Consider the following 23,147-nt stretch of genomic DNA (forward strand, 5'->3'; position numbering starts at 1 on the left):
TTCCTCCCGCTGCCGCCCGACTTGCATGTGTTAGGCCTGCCGCCAGCGTTCAATCTGAGCCATGATCAAACTCTTCAATTAAAAGTTTGCTGCTCAAAGAATTAAACTGTCTGCTGTTAGTTCATAATGAATTAACTGTTCAGTCACTCTTCAAGACTTTAATCTTTTTTGCCTTGCGGCTTTTCGATAGTGTCCTGCGAGTGCCCACACAGATTGTCTGATTAACTTGTTAAAGAGCGGTGCAACCGAACGTTCGTTCCGGGTTGCGAGGCTGCGTATCTTACGCTTTTCGCCTCCGGAGTCAAGCCTTTATTTTCGCGGCTTTTAACTCCTGTCATCCCGACCTGTTTGTGTGTTTGTCGTGACAACGGATGCGCATTATAGGGCGTTTTCCGGCGCTGACAATAGTTTTTTTGCATTTTTTTTCTGTTCGCGTTTTTTTTCAACAAAAGCGGCAAAAAAGTTCTTTTTTCACTCAATAAATGGTGCTATTGACAACAATTTTAAAATCCATGCGGTGCAACTCGAAATCTGTTGGGTATATTTTTATGTATTAAAATGTTACTTAGTTACTAAATCATCATTATTGCAACATGACAGGAAATCTGATGGTCAAATCCGCACGCAGTATGTCGGGATTACCTTGGATTGCAGCGATGGCTTTTTTTATGCAATCTCTGGATGCAACAATCCTTAATACAGCACTGCCGGCAATTGCTAAAAGCCTTAACCATTCTCCACTAGCAATGCAGCCTGCTATCGTCAGTTACACTTTAACTGTAGCGATGTTGATTCCTGTCAGCGGTTGGTTGGCTGATAGATTTGGCACTCGGCGGATTTTTATTTATGCCGTATCCCTCTTTTCTTTAGGCTCTCTCGCCTGCGCATTATCCAATTCTCTCTCTTTTTTAGTGATTGCACGCGTTGTTCAAGGGATCGGGGGCGCTATGATGATGCCAGTTGCTCGTTTAGCCTTATTACGGGCTTATCCACGTAGCGAACTGCTATCCGTTCTGAATTTTGTCACGATGCCAGGATTGCTTGGCCCAATTTTAGGCCCTCTTCTTGGAGGAGTGTTAGTAACTTACGCAACATGGCATTGGATATTCATTATCAATATACCCATCGGTTTACTGGGTATTATTTACGCCAGAAAACATATGCCCAACTTTACTATGCCAAAGAGTCCCTTTGATTTTCCGGGCTTCATAATGTTCAGCTCAGGCTTAGTGATGCTTTCGGTCAGTCTGGATTTATTTGGTAATGATACGTTGTCTAATTATGTTCCGGCAGCAATGTTAGCTGCAGGTATCATTATGCTGTCTGGGTATTGTATCTATGCCAAAAGGCATCCCAATCCACTTATTGATCTCAAGTTATTTGAAACCAGAACATTTTCAGTTGGTATCGGCAGTAATATTGCTACTCGTTTGAGTACAGGATCACTTTCTTTTCTTATTCCACTGATGCTACAGGTAGGTTTTGGTTACTCAGCAATTATTGCAGGAATTATGATGGCACCAAATGCTATTGGTTCTATCTTAGCAAAATCTTTTGTCACCCAAATACTGGCCAGATTCGGATACAGAAATACTCTATTTTGGGTCACTGTTATTATTGGATTAATGATTTCCCAGTTTTCGCTACAATCACCAGCATTGTCACTCGTGTTTTTGATCATTCCTCTATTTATATTGGGAATGGTTATGTCTACTCAATTTACAGCAATGAACACAATTACTCTTGGTGACTTAAATGAGAATAATACCAGTGCCGGGAATAGTCTGCTGGCGGTAGCTCAACAACTATCCATCAGTTTAGGTGTCACAGTCAGCGCCGCAATTCTGCGATTTTATGAATCAATAAGTTATGGTTCTACAATAGATCACTTTCACTATACGTTTATCACTATAGGTTCGATTACTCTGGTTTCTGCTTTCATCTTTATGCTCTTAAATAAAGAGGATGGCAGCAACTTGGTTAAGAAAAAGCGACCTAAAAAATGATGTTGTTAACGCTGACTTACAGAATCACGCTCAATAAGTTTCGGCGTCAGTACTAATTGTTTCGGTTAACTATTCGGCTTATCCATTCTATAGAGAAACATATCGATAGCTAATTTACCCAATTGATCTTTTGGTTGATGGTTTGTTTGACTTTCAAACTTCTGGCTAACGTGGAAGACGCATAATTCAGCTCTTCAATAGCCGCATTGACTCTCTTTTTGATCTTCTCATTGACATAACGGTTATTGAGAAACCGTCGATGTAGATACACCCGCAAGACGGGCAACGTCCTTCATGTAGCCACGGACTAACCCTGTTCAGCCAGAAATGCATTGATTTCACTTCGCCACGGAACAGAAGGCTGCGCGCCATGACGTGTCACAGCTATTGCCGCCGCGGCATGAGCAAAACGAATCGCCGATAATATTTCTTTCCCTTCCAATAATCCCGTCACTAAAACACCGTTAAATGTGTCTCCTGCTGCAATCGTATCAATGGCTTTTACTTCAAACCCGGATACAACTTTTCCTTGTTTACCTTTCTCGCTAAGCCATACTCCACGACTTCCCAACGTGATGATAACCGTTTCGATGCCTTTATTATGCAACGACTGAGCTGCTTTTTCGGCTCCAGCATCATCTGTTACAGAGAATCCTGTCAGATATTCTGCTTCTGTTTCATTGGGAGTGATAATATCCACTAGAGAAAGTAGCCGATCTGAGATTTTTTGGGCTGGAGCAGGATTCAAGATCACTTTGGTGTTGTGTTTTTCCGCTATTTCCACAGCAAGTTGCACTGTGTCCAATGGCGTTTCAAGCTGTAGTAACAATGCATCTGCGTCTTTGATCACTTGCTCATAACGGCAGAGATATTCTGGTGTGAGCGCACCATTCGCTCCGGCATTAATGCCAATGACGTTTTCTCCCTGTTGATTGACAAAAATCAGCGCTACGCCAGTTGATTCACCCCCAATAACTTCAATGGCAGAAGTATTGATATTATCTTTCACCAGTTGTTGGAGGACCCGTCCCCCAATATCATCCTGCCCAACACAAGCAATAAGTGTAATGTCAGCCCCGCAACGGCCAGCAGCAACCGCCTGATTTGCCCCTTTTCCTCCGAATGCTACCTGATACTGCTCCCCTTGCACGGTTTCTCCCGGCTGAGGAAATGATTTGAGGTTTAAGATGTGATCGACATTGATGCTACCCATCACGGCCAGTTTTGCCATACTCATTGTATTTATTCCTGCTAAATAATGTCTGCTTAATAACAATACAGCGATCAAAACTGACAGCCACGCAAAATAACAACGATTATTTTTTGATAACCAATCCTAATTCAACGGGAATTAGGTATCCCCTAGGTTAATGTTAGATCAATTCTCTGAGTAAACTCAGGACAACAAAAGCTCAATAAACGCTCATTAAAGTCTTTGCATAGAATACATTTTACCTATAAATAAATGGAGGTAATTATTCAAACTGCGGCGTTCACGGTATGCAATTGGTTGAGAAAATATCCAGGCTAAGCCAGTATCTGGAAAGTGGGCTATATGAAAGACGACAAGCTATTCGTCTTTGCCTGCTGGCAGCCTTATGTGGAGAAAGTGTTTTTCTTCTTGGCCCGCCAGGGATAGCTAAAAGTCTGATCGCACGTCGGCTAAAATTCGCTTTTCAACGAGTCCATGCTTTTGAATATTTGATGACACGCTTTTCCACTCCAGAAGAAATTTTCGGCCCCCTGTCTATTCAAGCACTCAAAGATGAAGGGCGTTACCAACGCCTTACTGAAGGTTATTTACCGGAAGCAGAGATTGTTTTTCTGGATGAAATCTGGAAAGCGGGACCTGCCATTTTGAATACGTTACTAACAGCAATTAATGAAAAAAAATTCAGAAATGGTAATCAGGAAGAACAGTTACCAATGAGGTTGTTGATCACTGCTTCCAATGAACTGCCTGATGCCGATAATAGTCTGGAAGCCCTTTATGATCGCCTATTGATCCGCCTCCGGCTGGACAATATTCAAGAAAAGAAAAGTTTTCGTGCTCTACTCACCGATCACTGTGATAGAAACGCCAATCCTGTACCAGATCATTTTCAAATTACAGATGAAGAGTTTGATCAATGGCAGGAGAAAATAAGCCACATCTCTTTGCCGGATCCTATTTTCGAGTTGATCTATCAACTGCGTCAGCAAATTAATGCTACAGAAAATGCCTCCCGCGTATCGGATCGCCGATGGAAAAAATCCATTCGTTTGCTACAAGCTAGTGCATTTTTCAGTGGGAGAAACAGTATATCTCCACTGGATCTGGTGTTATTAAAAAATTGCCTGTGGCACGATCTAAATAGCTTAAAATATCTGCCACAAATCCTGCATAACTTACTGACAGACCAAGCTTATCAACAACGTGTCTTGATGCAAAAAATGGATGAGTTATACCAACAGTGGGTAAACTCCAGACAATATGAAAATCATCATTTCCCCTTACAACTAATCACGAAATCATCATTTTTTGGTCGTCATACCCACTATATTCTCCCGGAAAATATCCATGAAAAAAAGCTGACACTATTTCTGTATCCTTCATTAAACCTACATGATCTTGCTGTTAACTTTATCGAAATAGATAAAAGCGCACTGGAAAATTCACTTAAAAATAACAATGGAGTATTGCTTATTCAATTAAACGGGATGGGTTTTCCACAAAAAATCCCTTTCGAAATCAATGAAAAAAATCAGATTGAAGTTCTGGATACCAGCCGAAACAGTGCAGTTTTATGCCGATTTGAGCAACAGACAATTCTGGAAGAAAAGAAAAAAGTGCTATGGAATGAAAAATGGTTTTCTATACATGACGAAATTCAACAACAACACCAATTATTTAACCAACATCAACCCTGCTTATTTATAGAAGAATACTGGATTGCCAATATTGAGCAAAGTTTTCTCCAATTAACCGAAAGGTTAAAACAGCTACGATCAAAAATGGGGTCGTGACATGCTAACTCTGACAACACTTGATCTTTTGCTCGCTATTAATGAAGGTGAATTGATAGAGGAAACTATCTCAACGCTATTAAGTTCCCCTCAATTGGTAATTTTCTTTAAAAAATTCCCCAACCTTAATAAATCATTACAGAAAAACATTCCAGACTGGCAACAAACATTACAGCAAAGGATCAAAGATGCCATTATTCCTGTTCTTTTAGCCGAAGAATTTCAGTTATATCAACAAATAGCAATCACAGAAGCTGCTGTTTTTTATCGGCAACTTCCTCAGCTTGTCGAAAAACTCCAGCAAATCCAGTCTCCTTTTGCTAATGATGCTTACACGTTGTACGAAACATTATCTCAACACAGCCATGCAGGACATATGTTGTTTATTCAACGCTGGCGCAGCAGTTTGATCCTACAGGTCACAAAATTTCACAGAATACTACTGGAACAAGAAAAAGATCAGTTGCTGGCAGAGCTCCAGAAACGATTGGAGCTCACCAGTAGCCTCAATCCAATATTTAATGAAAATGATCGTGCAGCGGGACGATTATGGGATATGAGCAAAGGGCAACTTCATCTGGCAGCATATAAAATATCATTAATCACTCAATATGCTGAGTTCCTCAGGCAACAATCTGAATTGGAAAAGCTGGCCCAATTACTAGGCCGTAACCAAACTGCTAAATCAATTCCAAAAGATAGCTCTGTCCTGGAAGCCTTCCCCAAAATTGAACGTATGCCAGATACTGTACCGGAGCAGATAAACGGACTCCAGCAGGGTGACGATATCCTGAGACTTTTACCCACAGAGCTGGTCATGTTGGGAATTAAGGATCTGGAGTACGATTTTTATCGTCGGCTGATAGAAAAAAAATTACTGACTTATCGTCTACAAGGGGATAACTGGCAAACAAAAACCGTATTAAAACCCGTTATTCACCATGGCAATGAAGAACAACCCCGGGGACCATTTATTGCCTGTGTAGATACTTCTGGCTCAATGGGAGGGTTCAATGAGCGTTGTGCCAAAGCATTCTGTCTGGCCTTGATGCGCATTGCTCTGGCTGATAACCGTCAATGCCATATTATATTGTTCTCTACTGAGATTATTCATTATGACTTAACATCACAGGACGGGCTGACTCAAATTGTACATTTTCTGGGGCAAACATTTAGAGGGGGAACCGATCTGGCCTTCTGCCTTAAGACCGTAACGGAGAAAATGAAAGAGTCTATCTGGAGAAATGCTGACGCTGTTGTTATTTCAGATTTCATTGCCCAGCGTTTGCCGGAAGAGCTAATCCATCAGATACAAAATCTGCAACAGCACCAAAAACACCGCTTCCATGCGGTATCCCTGTCCAATTACGGGAAGCCCGGTATCATGCGGATATTTGATCATATTTGGCGCTTTGATACCGGAATTACAAGCCGTTTACTACGAAGATGGCAGCATTGAGCCAAAAACCATCCGACTAAAATTTATAACACAGCCTTACAGCACACCTTCAACAGATTCAATGATCTCTGGTGACCAAACACCACACTGAACCTGACCAATGTGTGTCATTTGCAACAGCAACATCACTAAGCGAGATTGGCCAATACCACCACCGATGGTCTGTGGCATGTCACCTTTTAGCAGAGACTGATGCCAGTCGTATTGCAAACGCTCTTCATCACCAGTCAGTACAAGTTGACGTTCCAATGCTTCAACATCAACGCGGATACCCATTGAAGAAATTTCAAACGCATCCTGCAAAACAGGGTTCCAGACGATAATGTCACCGTTCAGACCTAAAAAACCATCGCTGTTTGGTGTCGTCCAATCATCATAGTCCGGTGCACGAACATCATGTGCCTGACCATCGGACAACTTACCGCCAATCCCCATCAGGAAAATAGCACCAAATTCTTTGGCTGCTTTACACTCACGACCTTTAGCATCCAGACCAGGGTAACGTTTCAGAAGCTCTTCACTGTGAATGAAGTGAATTTGATCTGGCAGGAACGGTGCCAGACCAAATTCCTTACTTACTGCTTGTTGTGTTTCTTTTATCGCTTCGTAGATTTTACCTACTGTCTGTTTTAGATAGTCGAGTGAGCGGTGACCTTCACCAACCACTTTTTCCCAATCCCACTGATCAACAAAGACCGAATGGATCGGAGTCAAGCGATCCTCATCAGGACGCAAGGCTTTCATGTGAGTATACAACCCTTGTTCTGCTTGAAAACCAAAGCGACCTAACGTCTTGCGTTTCCATTTAGCCAGAGAATGAACCACTTCAAAAGTTGCATCAGGCAATGTCTTAACTTTCACCTGTACAGCTTTCTCGTGGCCTGACAGGTTGTCCTGAGTTCCATCACCAAGACGGCTCAAAATTGGCCCTTGCACTTCGATTAAACCAAGTTGCTTCTCTAGCAGGCGTGAAAAGTAAGATTTCACAAAACTAATCTGTTGCTGTTTTTCAATAAAGGATGTTTTCATGATGCTACTCTCAAAATTTTTTAGTGACCCTGTGTCCTGTTGATATAGATTAAGCAACAAAATTGGGTATAAATTCAATATATGATAATAAAAATATCTATAAATATTTATAAACGATAATTTTTACACTATAAAAATGAATATCATTTAAAAATAGGGATTAAAAATGACGGAAATTTATCAGATCGATAATTTAGACCGTGACATCCTTCACGCTTTGATGGATAACGCACGTACACCTTATGCAGAATTAGCCAAAAAATTCGCAGTCAGCCCAGGGACAATCCATGTCCGTGTGGAAAAAATGAAACAAGCAGGGATTATTTCAGGTACCCGAGTTGACATCAGTGCCAAGCAACTAGGATTCGATGTGTGCTGCTTTATCGGCATCATCCTGAAAAGTGCCAAGGATTATCCGGCTGCATTACAGAAACTCGATAAGCTAGATGAAGTGGTTGAAGTCTATTACACCACTGGGCATTACAGTATATTTATCAAGGTAATGTGTCGTTCTATCGAATCTCTCCAGGATGTACTTATCAATAAGATCCAGACTATTGAAGAAATTCAGTCAACAGAGACGTTGATCTCCCTGCAAAATCCGATTATGAGGACAATAAGACCCTGAAATGAAAAGCACATAACCACATTATCCACAAGTAGATCCCAGAAGATTCACAACGTACAATAGTTATTCTTTAACGTTAACAAGGATCACAATGAGCACGATAACTTTAATCAGCGGCAGTACTATGGGTAGCGCTGAATACGTTGCTGAACATATAGCTGAGATCTTAGAGAATCACGGTTTTTCAACAAAAGTACTGCACGGCCCTTCATTAGATGATCTTCCTCTGGAAGGGCTGTGGCTTGTAGTCACATCAACACACGGAGCTGGCGATTTACCGGAAAACCTACAATCTTTTGCAGATGCGATCATACAACAGCACCCTGATCTCAGTCGTGTGACATTTGGCGCAGTTGGCATTGGTAGTTCTGAATATGACACATTCTGTGGCGCTATAAGATCATTAGAGCAGTTATTGGAAGATCACAAAGCAAAAAGGATCGGCGATCGACTGGAAATAGACATCCAACAATACGAAATACCTGAAGATCCAGCCGAAGAATGGGTCAAAGAGTGGGCAAAGTTACTCTGATCAGATTAAAAATATAGCGATCAACTGTGGATAACTTTGATAAAAAACAGGGGTTAACTCGTAGTTATCCATTTAATAACTGAGATTAAATCTATCAGCTGTGAATAACATGGCTTTTAGATCCCAGCTTATACTGTGTTGGATCACGGATCATTCACAGCAAATGATCCTTTTCAGCGCTATGATCTTTCTATATAAAATTCACTTATCCACAGATGATCGTGATCCTAATAAAAGATCTAATAAAAAGATCTTTAAATAAAAAGATCTTATTTTAAATAATGATGATCAACTCTTACTTGGTCTAACGCCCAAACTTGAGTAGAATTACCCTCCCCAATGCAAATTCATACGAAGCATTCTTACAATTAAAGGTTCGCATATGTTTTATCCAGAGCATTTTGACGTCATCATTATCGGCGGTGGTCACGCTGGTACTGAAGCAGCAATGGCAGCTGCACGTATGGGACGTCAAACCTTATTACTGACTCACAATATTGATACTTTGGGCCAGATGTCATGTAATCCAGCCATTGGTGGGATCGGTAAAGGGCATCTGGTAAAAGAGATCGATGCACTCGGCGGTCTGATAGCAAAAGCAACCGATCTAGCTGGTATTCAGTTCAGAACACTCAATGCTAGCAAAGGTCCAGCTGTTCGAGCTACACGCGCACAAGCAGATCGTGTACTGTATCGACAAGCAGTAAGAACTGTATTAGAAAATCAATCTAACTTAATGATCTTCCAACAATCCGTTGAAGATCTTATCGTTGAAAGTGATACCGTTATTGGTGTTGTTACACGTATGGGTTTGAAATTTAAGGCAAAGTCTATTGTTCTGACAGTAGGTACTTTCCTTGACGGAAAAATTCATATCGGTTTAGAAAATTACAGCGGCGGACGTGCTGGTGATCCTCCTTCGATCGTTTTATCACATCGTTTACGTGAATTACCTTTACGTGTTTCTCGTCTGAAAACGGGTACTCCACCTCGTATCGATGCTCGAACCATTGATTTTAGCCAGCTCGAACAACAATTCGGTGATAACCCAACACCTGTATTCTCATTCATAGGCAACATGGATCAACATCCGCAGCAGATCCCGTGCTACATCACCCATACCAACGAAAAAACCCATGAAGTGATCCGGAATAACTTGGATCGCAGCCCGATGTATGCGGGGATCATTGAAGGGATCGGCCCACGCTATTGTCCTTCTATCGAAGATAAGGTTATACGTTTCGCAGATCGTAACGCGCATCAGATCTTCCTTGAACCAGAAGGACTCACCAGCAACGAAATTTATCCGAACGGGATCTCAACCAGTCTGCCGTTTGACGTGCAAATGCAGATCGTTCACTCCATGAAAGGAATGGAAAATGCACGCATTGTTCGTCCAGGTTACGCGATCGAATATGATTTCTTTGATCCACGTGATTTAAAACAAACACTAGAAAGTAAATTTATTAACGGTCTATTCTTTGCCGGGCAGATCAATGGTACGACAGGTTATGAAGAAGCCGCTGCACAAGGATTGCTGGCAGGCCTAAATGCTGCCCGTTATGCCACGAATGAAGAAGGATGGTTCCCTCGTCGTGATCAAGCCTATGTTGGTGTTCTGGTTGATGATCTATGCACATTGGGAACAAAAGAACCCTACCGGATGTTCACATCACGTGCAGAATATCGCTTGATGTTACGTGAAGACAATGCGGATCTTCGTCTGACTGAAAAAGGTCGTGAATTGGGGTTAGTTGATGATCTGCGTTGGGAACATTATTCCCGCAAAGTTGAAATGATCGAACAAGAGCGTCAGCGTTTACGCGATATCTGGGTTCATCCAAAATCTGACAATTTGGATGAAATCAATCAAGTGCTGAAAACACCACTGTCAAAAGAAGCCAATGGTGAAGATTTACTGCGTCGCCCGGAAATGAACTACGAATTACTGACATCAATGCCACGTTTTGCTCCGGGGCTGACAGAACCTCAAGCGGCAGATCAGGTTGAAATCCAAGTTAAATACGAAGGTTATATTGCCCGTCAGCAAGAAGAGATCGAAAAACAACTGCGCAATGAAAACACGGCACTACCTGCCGATCTGGATTATAAACAAGTCAGTGGACTTTCCAATGAAGTTGTTGCAAAACTAAGTGACCATAAACCAAATTCAATTGGTCAAGCTTCACGTATTTCTGGTATCACACCAGCAGCGATCTCCATCTTACTGGTATGGCTGAAAAAACAGGGTTTATTGCGCCGTAGTGCCTAAGAGGACAAAGCTTTGCTTAACAAATTGGAATCTCTGTTGGCGAAGACCGACATTGTTTTATCGTTGGAGCAGAAACAACAGCTTATTGCTTATGTAGCTATGCTCAACAAATGGAATAAGGCTTACAATCTCACATCTATTCGGGATCCTGAGCAGATGTTAGTCCGGCATATCATGGATAGCATTGTCGTTAATCCATTTTTGCAGGGAACACGGTTTATTGATGTTGGTACGGGGCCTGGTTTGCCAGGTATTCCATTGGCGATTGTGCGACCTGATTCTCATTTCACCTTATTGGATAGTTTGGGAAAACGAGTTCGTTTTCTGCTTCAGGTTCAACATGAATTGGGCCTCAATAATATTGAACCAATACAGAGCAGGGTAGAAGAGTTTATTCCCGAAGTGCTTTTTGACGGCGTGATCAGCAGAGCCTTTGCATCTTTACAAGATATGTTGTCATGGTGTCATCATCTTCCTGAAACTGATGATGGGCGTTTTTATGCTCTGAAAGGTGTATTACCAGAAGATGAGCTGGCTCAGTTACCTTCAGGTATCAGCCTTGATGCCGTGATCCCTCTGAAAATACCAGAACTAGAAGGGCAGCGTCATTTGGTTGTACTTAAACAAAACTGACTTTGCTGTTTATCAATAAAAGTTTAAATAATTAGTGACGCTAACCATAGTTATATTGTTTCGGGCGTTACTAATTATATACTCCAATCGTTTCATCTTTATTTACGGATAGATCACAGAAAAATAACTTTAATTTTATATTGAGCAAATTGTTCTTTTTAAGAAGGAGTATCCATTTTCTTTATAAATAAATTTTAGAGAAAGTGTGCAAAATTAACTTTTAAAATTTCTTAGTGATATATCAGATAAAAATTGATAGCAATAATATTAATTGTTTGATTTTATATGAAAAAATAAATGATTTTCATCACATATTTAATGGTTAGTAGTATTAATGTCTTAATTTAGTGTGATATGTATCACGTTTAATTTTTGAGTCGATAGATTAATCGTTACAAAATATTAAATGGTATTTGTGAGCAATCTACCATCAAAGTTAGAAATTTAAATAATTATTCACTTTTTCGCTACTTATGGATTGAATTCATTTTGGCTGCCCGTATAATTTGCACGTTTTTGTCACTTGACACTCTTAAACAAAGACAGTTTTATACAACGTTCAGCAAAGCTTGATATGCAATGGTGTACTTCAGGGAGAAAACAAAAGTCATGTCTGTATCCCTTTATAGCGGTAGAATTGCACTGAAACTGTTACTTTTGCAGTTAATGACTTTTGTTATTCTCAGTGCGGCTTTTTATACCAAAAGTATCGAATGGGGTGTTTTTGCTTTTGCTGGTGGGTTGGCATATTGGCTCCCAAACGTCATTTTTATGTTGCTTACCCATTTCCAAAAGGCAAAAGAGCAGGATGTTCCTGTACGCATTGCATGGTTCTTCGCTATTGGAGAAGGGATTAAGGTTATCATTTCGATAGCTATGCTGATAGTTGCCTTAGGGGTGTTCAAGGCGGCATTTGCACCACTTGGTGTAGCCTATTTAGCGGTGCTGATTGTGCAGATCATCGCACCTGCCGTAATGAACGGTTAGTGTTTTTAACAATAAAAGGGTAAAAAGCATCATGTCTGCATCAGGAGAAGTTTCAACTTCAGAGTACATAAGTCACCATCTGAGACACCTTCAGTTAGACTTACGTACTTTTGAGTTGGTCAATCCCCACGCTAGTGGCTATGAAGCAACGTTCTGGACGTTGAACATTGACTCGCTTTTTTTCTCCGTTGTATTAGGGATGTTGTTTCTGTTTGTATTCAGGAGAGTCGCGGTTCACGCTACTGATGGCGTACCGGGTAAATTCCAGACTGCAATAGAAATGATTATCGGTTTCGTTGATAACACTGTACGTGATATGTATCACGGGAAGAGCAAAGTGATTGCCCCTTTGGCTTTGACTGTGTTCGTCTGGGTGTTGTTGATGAACATGTTGGACTTGCTGCCAATCGATTTCATTCCTCTGATCGGTGAACGTGTCTTCGGCTTGCCTGCTCTGCGTATTGTTCCAACAGCAGATGTTAGTGTCACCTTGTCGATGGCACTTGGAGTCTTTGTCCTCATCCTGTTCTATAGCATTAAGATGAAAGGAATTAGTGGTTTTGCGAAGGAGCTGACATTGCAGCCTTTCAATCATCCGCTGTTTATTCCGATTAACTTAATTCTGGAAGGGGTTAGCTTGCTGTCTAAACCTATATCACTCGGTCTGCGACTGTTTGGTAATATGTATGCTGGCGAACTGATCTTTATTCTTATTGCGGCTCTCTTACCGTTTTGGTCACAGTGGATGCTCAGCCTGCCATGGGCGATTTTCCACATACTGATTATTACGTTACAAGCCTTTATTTTCATGGTTCTGACGATCGTTTATCTGTCGATGGCATCTGAAGAGCATTAATTTCTATCAATCATTAATAATGTTTTAACTGAAACAAACTGGAGACTGTCATGGATATAAACATGGATCTGCTGTACATAGCTGCCGCTATTCTGATGGGTTTGGCTGCTATCGGTGCTGCGATCGGTATCGGCATCCTTGGGGGCAAATTCTTGGAAGGCGCTGCTCGTCAGCCTGATCTGATCCCTCTGCTGCGTACTCAGTTCTTTATCGTTATGGGTTTGGTTGACGCCATTCCGATGATCGCTGTAGGCCTGGGCTTGTATATGATGTTCGCTGTCGGTACTAACTAACTAGCAGAACTGAAAATTACGCCGATTCATTAATTGAAATAGAGGTATTGTGCCGTGAATATTAACGCAACAATCCTCGGCCAGGCCATCGCGTTTGTCCTGTTTGTTTTGTTCTGTATGAAGTATGTATGGCCACCAATCATGGCGGCCATTGAAAAGCGTCAGAAAGAAATTGCTGACGGTTTGGCTTCAGCAGAGCGTGCTAAAAAGAACCTGGACTTAGCGCAAGCCAATGCGACCGACCAACTGAAAAAAGCGAAAGCGAATGCGCACGCTATCATCGAGCAGGCTAATAAACAAAAAGCCCAGATTATTGATGATGCCAGAGCCGAAGCTGAGCTGGAACGCAGCAAAATCCTCGCGCAAGGTCAGGCTGAAATTGAAGCTGAACGCAAGCGCGCTCGTGAAGAGCTACGTAAACAGGTTGCGATGTTGGCTATCGCAGGTGCCGAGAAAATCATCGAACGTTCCGTGGATGAAGCTGCTAACAGCGACATCGTTGATAAACTGGTCGCTGAACTGTAAGGAGGGAGGGGCATGTCTGAATTCGCTACTGTAGCTCGCCCCTACGCCAAAGCAGCTTTTGACTTTGCTGTGGAACACCAATCTCTCGAACATTGGCAGAACATGCTGGCGTTCGTTGCTGAGGTAACTCGCAATGAGCAGGTTGGTGAGCTGCTTTCCGGTTCATTGGCACCGGAAACGTTAGCCAATACCTTTATCACCATTTGTGGTGAGCAGGTAGATGAGCATGCTCGTAACTTTATTCGTGTAATGGCAGAGAATGGTCGCTTGCTGGTTTTGCCAGAAGTCTTCCAGCAATTTATCCAATTGCGTGCGTCACTGGAATCAACTATCGATGTTGAAGTGATATCTGCATCCGAACTGAATGAGCAGCAGCAGGCTAAAATTTCTGTGGCGATGGAAAAACGTCTGTCACGCAAAGTGAAGCTGAATTGCAAAATTGACAAGTCTGTTATTGCCGGCGTGATTATCCGTGCGGGTGACATGGTGATCGATGGCAGTATTCGTGGCCGTCTGGATCGTTTAACAGACGTCTTGCAGTCTTAAGGGGACTGGAGCATATGCAACTGAATTCCACCGAAATCAGCGAACTGATCAAACAGCGTATTGCTCAGTTCAATGTCGTGAGCGAAGCTCACAATGAAGGTACGATTGTTTCCGTTAACGACGGTATCATTCGTATCCACGGTTTAGCCGATGTTATGCAGGGTGAAATGATCTCTTTGCCTGGCAACCGTTATGCAATTGCACTGAACCTGGAGCGTGACTCCGTTGGTGCTGTTGTGATGGGCCCGTATGCTGACTTGGCCGAAGGCATGAAAGTCAAATGTACAGGTCGTATTTTGGAAGTACCTGTTGGTCGTGGTCTGCTTGGTCGTGTTGTTAACACACTGGGTGAGCCAATCGATGGTAAAGGCGCTGTTGAACATGATGGTTTCTCACCTGTTGAAGTCATTGCTCCAGGTGTTATCGATCGTCAATCCGTTGACCAGCCTGTCCAGACAGGTTACAAATCTGTTGATGCCATGATCCCAATCGGCCGTGGTCAGCGTGAGCTGGTTATCGGTGACCGTCAGACGGGTAAAACTGCTCTGGCTATTGATGCGATCATTAACCAACGTGATTCCGGTATCAAATGTATCTATGTAGCGATTGGTCAGAAAGCTTCTACCATTGCTAACGTAGTTCGTAAACTGGAAGAGCACGGCGCACTGGAAAACACCGTCGTTGTTGTTGCATCCGCTTCTGAATCTGCGGCTTTGCAATACCTTGCACCATATTCTGGTTGTGCGATGGGTGAATACTTCCGTGATCGCGGTGAAGATGCTCTGATTGTTTATGATGACCTGTCTAAACAGGCTGTTGCTTACCGTCAGATTTCTCTGTTGCTACGCCGTCCGCCTGGACGTGAAGCATTCCCGGGTGACGTTTTCTATCTGCACTCCCGTCTGTTGGAACGTGCAGCGCGTGTTAACGCTGACTATGTTGAAAAATTCACCAATGGCGAAGTGAAAGGCAAAACAGGCTCTCTGACTGCTCTGCCAATCATCGAAACCCAGGCTGGTGACGTTTCTGCATTCGTACCGACAAACGTTATCTCCATTACCGATGGTCAGATTTTCCTTGAATCTGCTTTGTTCAACGCAGGTATTCGTCCAGCAGTTAACCCGGGGATCTCCGTATCCCGTGTAGGTGGTGCTGCTCAGACCAAGATTATCAAGAAACTGTCCGGTGGTATCCGTACTGCTCTGGCTCAGTACCGCGAACTGGCGGCATTCTCCCAGTTTGCTTCTGATCTGGATGATGCGACTCGTAAACAGTTGGATCACGGTCAGAAAGTAACTGAGCTGTTGAAACAGAAACAGTATCAGCCAATGTCCATCGCACAACAGGCGCTGTCTCTGTTTGCTGCTGAGCGTGGCTATCTGGAAGACGTCGAAATCGCGAAAGTGGTCAGTTTCGAATCTGCGCTGTTGGCATATGCCAGCCATGAACATGCTGATCTTCTGAAAGAGATTGACCAGTCTGGCGATTACAACGGAGAGATCGAAGCGAAGCTGAAAGCTCTGTTGGATTCCTTCAAGGCGACTCAGTCCTGGTAACACTATTCGGCCCTGTTTGATTCTGTTTAATGAAAAAACACGGGCCGTCTGGTTGAATTCGGAGAAGCAGAAATGGCCGGCGCAAAAGAGATACGTACCAAAATCGCCAGTGTGCAAAACACGCAGAAAATCACTAAAGCGATGGAAATGGTCGCCGCGTCCAAAATGCGTAAAACGCAGGATCGCATGGCGGCCAGCCGTCCTTATGCAGAGACCATTCGCAGCGTGATTGGACACCTTGCGTTAGGGAATCTGGAATATAAACACCCATACCTTGAAGAGCGTGAAGTGAAACGCGTTGGGTATGTGGTTGTTTCGACTGATCGTGGTTTATGTGGCGGTTTGAACATTAACTTGTTCAAAAAATTGCTAATAGAAATGAAAGACTGGTCAGATAAAAAAGTCCAGGTTGATTTGGCACTTATTGGATCAAAAGCGGTTTCTTTCTTTTCTTCTGTTGGTGGCAACATTGTTGCCCAAGTAACAGGGATGGGAGATAACCCATCATTGTCCGAGTTGATCGGGCCAGTCAGCGTCATGATGCAAGCATATGACGAAGGGCGTCTGGATAAATTGTATATAGTGACAAACAAGTTCAACAATACAATGTCTCAGGTTCCGACAATCACTCAGTTATTGCCTCTGCCAGCCGGAGACGATGAAACACTGAAGAAGAAGTCCTGGGATTATCTGTATGAACCTGATCCTAAGGCGCTGTTGGATACCCTGCTGCGCCGCTATATAGAATCGCAAGTTTATCAGGGCGTCGTTGAAAACCTGGCTAGTGAACAGGCCGCACGAATGGTAGCGATGAAAGCCGCAACCGATAACGGCGGCAACCTGATCAAAGAGTTACAGTTGGTTTACAACAAGGCTCGTCAGGCCAGCATCACTCAGGAACTCACCGAAATCGTTTCGGGTGCTTCTGCGGTTTAATAGCTAGGTTTACGAATTACGTAGAGGATTCAATATGGCTACTGGAAAGATTATCCAGGTAATCGGCGCCGTGGTGGACGTCGAATTCCCTCAGGACAACGTACCAAAAGTGTACGATGCTCTTGAGGTTAAAAACGGTGAAGAAAAACTGGTGCTGGAAGTTCAGCAGCAGTTAGGCGGCGGTATCGTTCGCTGTATTGCAATGGGTACCTCTGATGGTCTGCGCCGTAATTTAGACGTAGTTGATTTGGGGCATCCAATTGAAGTACCAGTAGGTGAAGCGACACTGGGTCGTATAATGAACGTACTGGGTGATCCAATTGATATGAAAGGTGAGATTGGCGAAAAAGAGCGCTGGTCAATTCACCGAACTGCACCAACCTATGAAGAGTTGTCTAACTCTCAGGAACTGCTGGAAACCGGTATTAAGGTTATGGACTTGATCTGCCCATTCGCAAAAGGGGGTAAGGTTGGTCTGTTCGGTGGTGCGGGTGTAGGTAAAACCGTTAACATGATGGAATTGATCCGTAACATCGCGGTCGAACACTCCGGTTATTCTGTATTTGCCGGTGTTGGTGAACGTACCCGTGAAGGTAACGACTTCTATCATGAAATGACAGATTCAAACGTACTGGACAAAGTATCTTTGGTATACGGTCAGATGAATGAGCCACCAGGAAACCGTCTGCGTGTTGCTCTGACTGGTCTGACTATGGCGGAAAAATTCCGTGATGAAGGCCGTGACGTTCTGTTGTTCGTCGATAACATTTATCGTTATACCCTGGCAGGTACAGAAGTATCAGCACTGTTGGGTCGTATGCCATCTGCGGTAGGTTATCAGCCAACACTGGCGGAAGAGATGGGTGTTCTGCAAGAACGTATCACCTCAACCAAAACGGGTTCAATTACTTCCGTACAAGCTGTTTACGTTCCTGCGGATGACTTGACTGACCCATCGCCAGCGACAACCTTTGCTCACTTGGACGCAACTGTCGTATTGAGCCGTCAGATCGCATCTCTGGGTATTTACCCGGCGGTTGACCCACTGGATTCAACCAGCCGTCAGCTTGACCCACTTGTTGTTGGTCAAGAGCACTATGATGTTGCTCGTGGTGTTCAGTCTATCCTGCAACGTTATCAGGAACTGAAAGACATTATCGCCATTCTGGGTATGGATGAACTGTCAGAAGATGACAAACTGGTTGTTTCTCGTGCTCGTAAGATCCAGCGCTTCCTGTCTCAGCCATTCTTCGTTGCAGAAGTATTTACCGGTTCACCAGGTAAGTTCGTCCCTCTGAAAGACACTATCCGTGGCTTCAAAGGCATTCTGGACGGTGATTATGACCACCTGCCAGAGCAGGCGTTCTACATGGTTGGTACCATCGAAGAAGCTGTGGAAAAAGCGAAAAAGCTTTAATACGGCTGACGGGAGGTTGATATGGCTGCAATGACGTTCTCCCTGAACGTAGTCAGCGCTGAAAAACTGATGTTTGAAGGGCTGGTACAGAAAATTCAGGTGACTGGCAGTGAAGGTGAGTTGGGGATTTATCCTCAGCACACACCACTGCTTACTGCCATAAAACCGGGCATGATACGTATTGTTAAGCAGTTTGGTGAAGAAGAGTTTATCTACCTGTCAGGTGGTATTCTGGAAGTTCAGCCAAACGGCGTGATCGTACTGGCCGATACAGCGATCCGTGGTAAGGATTTGGATGAAGCCAAAGTGCTTGAAGCCAAGCGCAAGGCGGAAGAACATATCCGTAACTCCCATGGCGATGTTGATTATGCTCAGGCATCTGCTGAATTGTCGAAAGCGATTGCAAAACTTCGTGTAATCGAGCTGACGAAAAAGCTGATGTAGGATTGACCCGATAAATTTCAGGTTTCAGCCGCACAAGCTATAACTTGAAAATAAAGGGAACAGGCAGTAGATAAAAAGCCAGTTAGTAGAGCTAACTGGCTTTTTTGCATTGCGAAATATGTAGCAATTTATTTCGTAAACAGGTTTACTTTCATACTTAAGATTGGAATTGTCAGGTTTCTTATGTCTATTACACCCAAAGCAATTGTTCCTAATCCAGTTACTCCTAAGCCGATGAGTGCAAAAAGTGTTGTTATTCTGGCCGCTGGCAAGGGAACTCGGATGTATTCTGACCTCCCTAAAGTTTTGCACTTATTGGCAGGCAAGCCGATGGTTCAGCATGTTATTGATACAGCAATGGCATTGGGTGCTCAGCAAGTTCACCTGGTGTATGGGCATGGCGGTGATTTGATGAAACAAACACTTTCAAGCCAAAAAATTGCTAACCAAAAACTAAATTGGGTACTGCAAGCAGAACAGTTAGGTACTGGCCATGCAATGCAGCAGGCAGCACCACACTTTGCGGATGATGAAGATATTCTGATCCTCTATGGTGACGTGCCTCTGATTGCTGAAGATACGTTAGAGCGTCTTATCAAGGTTAAACCAGAGGGTGGTATTGGTTTACTGACAGCTATTTTGGATAATCCAACCGGATATGGCCGTATTATTCGTGAAAATGGCGAAGTGACAGGCATTATTGAACAAAAAGATGCGACTGACGAACAGCGTAAAATCAACGAAATCAACACCGGTATTTTGGTTGCGAATGGTGGTGATTTGAAACGCTGGTTATCCAAATTGGAAAACAATAATGCTCAGGGTGAATATTATCTCACTGATGTTATTGCACTCGCACACAAAGAAAGTCGTCAGATAAAAGCAGTCCATCCATGCCGTCTAAGTGAAATGGAAGGAGTTAACAATCGCCTTCAACTTTCTGCATTGGAACGTATTTACCAGTCTGAGCAGGCTGAAAAATTATTGCTGGCAGGCGTAATGTTGCTGGATCCGGCTCGTTTTGATTTGCGCGGAAAACTAGAACATGGTCGCGATATCACCATTGATACCAATGTGATTATTGAAGGTCATGTTGTATTGGGGAATAACGTTCAGATAGGCTCTGGCTGTATTCTGAAAAATTGCGTTATTGGTGATGGCGCAGTCATTAGCCCTTATACTGTCATTGAGGATTCTGAAATCGGCTCTGAATGTACTGTGGGGCCTTTTGCTCGTCTACGTCCAGGTTCTAAACTGGCGGAAAAAGCGCATGTTGGCAATTTCGTTGAAATGAAAAAATCCTTCCTCGGCTTAGGTTCTAAGGCGGGGCACCTGACTTATCTTGGTGATTCTGAAATTGGCAATAATGTGAATATTGGTGCAGGAACCATTACCTGTAACTATGATGGCGCTAATAAATTTAAAACCATTATTGGCGATGACGTATTCGTGGGTTCTGATAGCCAGTTTGTTGCGCCTGTGAAAGTTGATAAAGGTGCAACCATTGGAGCAGGAACTACTGTAACAAAAGATGTTGCTGAGAATGAGCTGGTCATCAGCCGTGTCAGGCAAACTCATATTCAGGGCTGGAAACGTCCTGTTAAGAAAAAATAAAATACAAAAAAAACAATAATACCCTATGGATTTCGAGTTGCATCGCGGCGGCAAGGGAATGAATCCCTGGGAGCATAGCAAACTATGTGACCGGGGTGAGTGAGCGTAGCCAACAAAGAGGCAGCTTGAAAGACGACGGGTAACCCCATCTCTACAAAGCTCGGGGGTCGGCAAAGCCAGAACGCGATTTGCCGTAAGACAATCAGGTTGTACGACATAAAAAGGGCGCTTATTAGCCCTGTTTTTAGGAATAAAACACATGTGTGGAATCGTTGGTGCAGTAGCACAGCGTGATATAGCAGAAATATTGATAGAAGGTCTTCGTCGTCTGGAGTACCGTGGCTATGATTCTGCGGGCATGGCCATTGTCGATAGCGAAAATCAGATAACTCGTCTGCGTGAAGTGGGCAAAGTACAGATGCTGGCTGATGAAGCGGATAAACAGCCCGTTATCGGTGGTACTGGCATTGCTCATACTCGTTGGGCGACACACGGAGAACCAAGCGAGCGCAACGCACATCCTCATGTTTCTAAACATATTGCGGTTGTGCATAACGGTATTATTGAAAACCATGAAGAACTGCGTGAAGAATTGAAAACACGTGGTTATAGCTTCTCTTCTGATACCGATACTGAAACCATTGCTCATCTTGTTCACTGGGAACAGCAACAAGGTGGCTCATTGCTGGAAGTGGTACAGCGTGTTATCCCACAATTGCGTGGCGCTTATGGCACCGTAATTATGGATAGCCATCAACCAGACGTACTGGTGGCGGCACGTTCTGGCAGCCCATTAGTTGTTGGTTTGGGAGTTGGTGAAAACTTCTTGGCATCTGACCAACTGGCATTACTGCCTGTGACTCGCCGCTTTATCTATCTGGAAGAAGGTGACATTGTAGAAATTACCCGCCGTACTGTTCGCATTTTTAATGTGCAGGGTGAAGTGGTTGAACGTGAGCAGATTGAATCCAACGTTCAGTATGATGCTGGTGATAAAGGTATCTACCGTCACTACATGCAGAAAGAGATTTACGAACAGCCAATGGCAATTAAAAACACGCTGGAAGGCCGTTTGAGCCATGGCGAAGTAAATCTGTCAGAGTTGGGCGCTAACGCAGAGGAATTACTTTCTCAGGTTGAACATATCCAGATCGTTGCCTGTGGAACTTCTTTCAATGCCGGTATGGTTTCACGCTACTGGTTTGAATCACTGGCAGGTATTCCATGTGATGTGGAAATTGCCTCTGAATTCCGTTACCGCAAGCCTGCATGCCGTAAAGGAAGTTTGCTGATTACTTTGTCCCAATCCGGTGAAACAGCGGATACTTTGGCAGCATTGCGTTTATCCAAAGAGTTGGGTTATCTGACTTCACTGACTATCTGTAACGTAGCGGGTTCATCTCTGGTACGCGAATCTGACTTTGCTCTGATGACCAAAGCGGGCGCAGAAATTGGAGTCGCATCCACCAAAGCCTTTACTACCCAGTTAACTGTATTGCTGATGCTTGTGGCTTACATGGGACGCTTGAAAGGCGCTGATGCTTCTCTCGAACAAAATATTATTCATGCCCTGCATGCATTGCCAAGCCGCATTGAAAGCATGTTGTCGAAAGACAAGGTTATCGAATCACTGGCTGAAGATTTCTCTGAAAAACATCACGCACTTTTCCTCGGCCGTGGCGATCAATACCCGATCGCGGTTGAAGGTGCACTAAAACTGAAAGAGATTTCCTACATTCACGCCGAAGCCTACGCTGCTGGTGAGTTGAAACATGGCCCATTGGCGCTGATTGATGCGGATATGCCAGTGATCATCGTTGCACCAAACAACGAGCTGCTGGAAAAACTGAAATCTAATATCGAAGAAGTCCGCGCCCGTGGTGGGTTGCTGTACGTCTTCGCAGATCAGGACGTCGGTTTCACCGACAGCACAAACATGAAGATCATCTCCCTGCCACACGTAGAAGAGTTGATCGCCCCGATCTTCTATACCGTGCCACTGCAATTGCTGTCTTACCACGTTGCATTGATCAAAGGTACAGATGTTGATCAGCCACGTAATCTGGCAAAGTCGGTGACGGTGGAGTAATGGTGTTGTAGTTAACTGTCAGAGATCTGTCTTATGAAGGCAGATCTCACAGCGTTTGGGGAGTTTGCACGTAACTAACTTATTATTACCTTTCTGAAAACAGATCATAGTTATTTTCACGTAATGAGCGATGTCTAAACTACACTCAATAAATCTTCAAAAGACTCACAGTTTCGGTTGTTTCTATGCGATTTGACAGCCAAAATTTCTATTACCTAACTAACCCGAATTCTGTTTAAGCTGTCATTGAAAAATCGTTTTCCGAATAGAAAATGTTCAGTGATGGCTTTTTCCATTTAAGGCAGTAAGCAATCAGCCC

20 protein-coding genes, 1 rRNA gene and 1 pseudogene are annotated in these 23,147 nt (G+C 43.4%); 18 read left to right on the top strand and 4 right to left on the bottom strand.

The genetic code is table 11. The features are described 5' to 3' along the window. Window positions 1-81 (bottom strand): 16S ribosomal RNA (locus Xbud_RS17060); the annotation flags it as partial. Between the two features lie 527 nt (window positions 82-608). On the opposite strand from Xbud_RS17060, the gene mdtD reads away from it, so the two are divergent. After that, window positions 609-2,006 carry a multidrug transporter subunit MdtD gene (gene mdtD, locus Xbud_RS17070; protein ID WP_099137251.1) on the top strand — a complete coding sequence of 466 codons (1,398 nt, stop codon included), beginning with the start codon at window positions 609-611 and terminating at the stop codon, window positions 2,004-2,006. Window positions 2,007-2,145: 139 nt separating this feature from the next. Here the strand turns inward: mdtD and Xbud_RS17075 are convergent. Then, window positions 2,146-2,302: pseudogene (locus Xbud_RS17075) on the bottom strand (LacI family DNA-binding transcriptional regulator); the annotation flags it as partial. 11 nt (window positions 2,303-2,313) lie between these two features. Beyond that, on the bottom strand, window positions 2,314-3,243 hold the full coding sequence (gene rbsK / locus Xbud_RS17080; protein WP_099137252.1) for a ribokinase: 930 nt from the start codon (window positions 3,241-3,243) through the stop codon (window positions 2,314-2,316). Window positions 3,244-3,506: 263 nt separating this feature from the next. Between rbsK and ravA the strand changes: the two genes are divergently transcribed. Further along, window positions 3,507-5,012 carry an ATPase RavA gene (gene ravA / locus Xbud_RS17085; protein ID WP_099137253.1) on the top strand — a complete coding sequence of 502 codons (1,506 nt, stop codon included), beginning with the start codon at window positions 3,507-3,509 and terminating at the stop codon, window positions 5,010-5,012. Between the two features lies 1 nt (window position 5,013). After that, window positions 5,014-6,471 (top strand): ATPase RavA stimulator ViaA, encoded by a 1,458-nt coding sequence (gene viaA / locus Xbud_RS17090; RefSeq protein WP_099137254.1) that lies wholly within the window; start codon window positions 5,014-5,016, stop codon window positions 6,469-6,471. Between the two features lie 36 nt (window positions 6,472-6,507). Here the strand turns inward: viaA and asnA are convergent, their stop codons facing one another. Next, the gene (gene asnA, locus Xbud_RS17095) at window positions 6,508-7,500 is read right to left on the bottom strand and encodes an aspartate--ammonia ligase (RefSeq protein ID WP_099137255.1); all 993 of its coding nucleotides are present in this window, start codon (window positions 7,498-7,500) and stop codon (window positions 6,508-6,510) included. Between the two features lie 166 nt (window positions 7,501-7,666). Between asnA and asnC the strand changes: the two genes are divergently transcribed. From asnC to glmS, 15 genes are all read left to right on the top strand, one after another. Further along, entirely contained in the window at window positions 7,667-8,128 is a 462-nt protein-coding gene (gene asnC / locus Xbud_RS17100) for a transcriptional regulator AsnC (protein WP_099137256.1), read from the top strand. 91 nt (window positions 8,129-8,219) lie between these two features. Then, entirely contained in the window at window positions 8,220-8,660 is a 441-nt protein-coding gene (mioC, locus tag Xbud_RS17105) for an FMN-binding protein MioC (RefSeq protein ID WP_099137257.1), read from the top strand. Between the two features lie 382 nt (window positions 8,661-9,042). Then, a complete protein-coding gene (gene mnmG / locus Xbud_RS17110) occupies window positions 9,043-10,932 on the top strand; it encodes a tRNA uridine-5-carboxymethylaminomethyl(34) synthesis enzyme MnmG (RefSeq protein ID WP_099137258.1) in 1,890 nt (629 codons plus the stop codon). 12 nt (window positions 10,933-10,944) lie between these two features. Beyond that, window positions 10,945-11,565, top strand: a complete 621-nt coding sequence (rsmG, locus tag Xbud_RS17115; RefSeq protein WP_099137259.1) for a 16S rRNA (guanine(527)-N(7))-methyltransferase RsmG — start codon at window positions 10,945-10,947, stop codon at window positions 11,563-11,565. Window positions 11,566-12,174: 609 nt separating this feature from the next. Further along, entirely contained in the window at window positions 12,175-12,552 is a 378-nt protein-coding gene (gene atpI / locus Xbud_RS17120; RefSeq protein ID WP_099137260.1) for a F0F1 ATP synthase subunit I, read from the top strand. Between the two features lie 31 nt (window positions 12,553-12,583). Next, window positions 12,584-13,408: a F0F1 ATP synthase subunit A gene (gene atpB / locus Xbud_RS17125; RefSeq protein ID WP_099137261.1), complete on the top strand. Its 825-nt coding sequence runs from the start codon at window positions 12,584-12,586 to the stop codon at window positions 13,406-13,408. 50 nt (window positions 13,409-13,458) lie between these two features. Further along, window positions 13,459-13,701, top strand: a complete 243-nt coding sequence (atpE, locus tag Xbud_RS17130) for a F0F1 ATP synthase subunit C (RefSeq protein ID WP_099137262.1) — start codon at window positions 13,459-13,461, stop codon at window positions 13,699-13,701. Window positions 13,702-13,755: 54 nt separating this feature from the next. After that, window positions 13,756-14,226 (top strand): F0F1 ATP synthase subunit B, encoded by a 471-nt coding sequence (gene atpF / locus Xbud_RS17135; protein ID WP_099137263.1) that lies wholly within the window; start codon window positions 13,756-13,758, stop codon window positions 14,224-14,226. 12 nt (window positions 14,227-14,238) lie between these two features. After that, a complete protein-coding gene (atpH, locus tag Xbud_RS17140; RefSeq protein WP_099137264.1) occupies window positions 14,239-14,772 on the top strand; it encodes a F0F1 ATP synthase subunit delta in 534 nt (177 codons plus the stop codon). A gap of 14 nt (window positions 14,773-14,786) precedes the next feature. After that, window positions 14,787-16,328 (top strand): F0F1 ATP synthase subunit alpha, encoded by a 1,542-nt coding sequence (gene atpA / locus Xbud_RS17145; protein WP_099137265.1) that lies wholly within the window; start codon window positions 14,787-14,789, stop codon window positions 16,326-16,328. A gap of 72 nt (window positions 16,329-16,400) precedes the next feature. Beyond that, window positions 16,401-17,264 carry a F0F1 ATP synthase subunit gamma gene (gene atpG, locus Xbud_RS17150; protein ID WP_038267015.1) on the top strand — a complete coding sequence of 288 codons (864 nt, stop codon included), beginning with the start codon at window positions 16,401-16,403 and terminating at the stop codon, window positions 17,262-17,264. Window positions 17,265-17,298: 34 nt separating this feature from the next. Then, on the top strand, window positions 17,299-18,681 hold the full coding sequence (gene atpD, locus Xbud_RS17155) for a F0F1 ATP synthase subunit beta (protein WP_099137266.1): 1,383 nt from the start codon (window positions 17,299-17,301) through the stop codon (window positions 18,679-18,681). A gap of 21 nt (window positions 18,682-18,702) precedes the next feature. Then, window positions 18,703-19,125 (top strand): F0F1 ATP synthase subunit epsilon, encoded by a 423-nt coding sequence (locus tag Xbud_RS17160; RefSeq protein ID WP_047679041.1) that lies wholly within the window; start codon window positions 18,703-18,705, stop codon window positions 19,123-19,125. 234 nt (window positions 19,126-19,359) lie between these two features. Next, window positions 19,360-20,739, top strand: a complete 1,380-nt coding sequence (gene glmU, locus Xbud_RS17165; RefSeq protein WP_099137269.1) for a bifunctional UDP-N-acetylglucosamine diphosphorylase/glucosamine-1-phosphate N-acetyltransferase GlmU — start codon at window positions 19,360-19,362, stop codon at window positions 20,737-20,739. A 259-nt stretch (window positions 20,740-20,998) separates the two neighbouring features. After that, complete coding sequence (glmS, locus tag Xbud_RS17175) at window positions 20,999-22,828, top strand: glutamine--fructose-6-phosphate transaminase (isomerizing) (RefSeq protein WP_099137268.1); 1,830 nt, start codon at window positions 20,999-21,001, stop codon at window positions 22,826-22,828. Window positions 22,829-23,147 lie beyond the last annotated feature (319 nt).

This window comes from Xenorhabdus budapestensis, from assembly GCF_002632465.1.
In the GTDB taxonomy this organism is placed as follows: domain Bacteria; phylum Pseudomonadota; class Gammaproteobacteria; order Enterobacterales; family Enterobacteriaceae; genus Xenorhabdus; species Xenorhabdus budapestensis.

Coding starts and splice junctions, on each gene's coding strand:
- mdtD (WP_099137251.1), top strand. CDS start 609: ATGGTCAAATCCGCACGCAGTATGTCGGGATTACCTTGGATTGCAGCG.
- rbsK (WP_099137252.1), bottom strand. CDS start 3,243: ATGAGTATGGCAAAACTGGCCGTGATGGGTAGCATCAATGTCGATCAC.
- ravA (WP_099137253.1), top strand. CDS start 3,507: ATGCAATTGGTTGAGAAAATATCCAGGCTAAGCCAGTATCTGGAAAGT.
- viaA (WP_099137254.1), top strand. CDS start 5,014: ATGCTAACTCTGACAACACTTGATCTTTTGCTCGCTATTAATGAAGGT.
- asnA (WP_099137255.1), bottom strand. CDS start 7,500: ATGAAAACATCCTTTATTGAAAAACAGCAACAGATTAGTTTTGTGAAA.
- asnC (WP_099137256.1), top strand. CDS start 7,667: ATGACGGAAATTTATCAGATCGATAATTTAGACCGTGACATCCTTCAC.
- mioC (WP_099137257.1), top strand. CDS start 8,220: ATGAGCACGATAACTTTAATCAGCGGCAGTACTATGGGTAGCGCTGAA.
- mnmG (WP_099137258.1), top strand. CDS start 9,043: ATGTTTTATCCAGAGCATTTTGACGTCATCATTATCGGCGGTGGTCAC.
- atpI (WP_099137260.1), top strand. CDS start 12,175: ATGTCTGTATCCCTTTATAGCGGTAGAATTGCACTGAAACTGTTACTT.
- atpB (WP_099137261.1), top strand. CDS start 12,584: ATGTCTGCATCAGGAGAAGTTTCAACTTCAGAGTACATAAGTCACCAT.
- atpE (WP_099137262.1), top strand. CDS start 13,459: ATGGATATAAACATGGATCTGCTGTACATAGCTGCCGCTATTCTGATG.
- atpH (WP_099137264.1), top strand. CDS start 14,239: ATGTCTGAATTCGCTACTGTAGCTCGCCCCTACGCCAAAGCAGCTTTT.
- atpA (WP_099137265.1), top strand. CDS start 14,787: ATGCAACTGAATTCCACCGAAATCAGCGAACTGATCAAACAGCGTATT.
- atpG (WP_038267015.1), top strand. CDS start 16,401: ATGGCCGGCGCAAAAGAGATACGTACCAAAATCGCCAGTGTGCAAAAC.
- atpD (WP_099137266.1), top strand. CDS start 17,299: ATGGCTACTGGAAAGATTATCCAGGTAATCGGCGCCGTGGTGGACGTC.
- Xbud_RS17160 (WP_047679041.1), top strand. CDS start 18,703: ATGGCTGCAATGACGTTCTCCCTGAACGTAGTCAGCGCTGAAAAACTG.
- glmU (WP_099137269.1), top strand. CDS start 19,360: ATGAGTGCAAAAAGTGTTGTTATTCTGGCCGCTGGCAAGGGAACTCGG.
- glmS (WP_099137268.1), top strand. CDS start 20,999: ATGTGTGGAATCGTTGGTGCAGTAGCACAGCGTGATATAGCAGAAATA.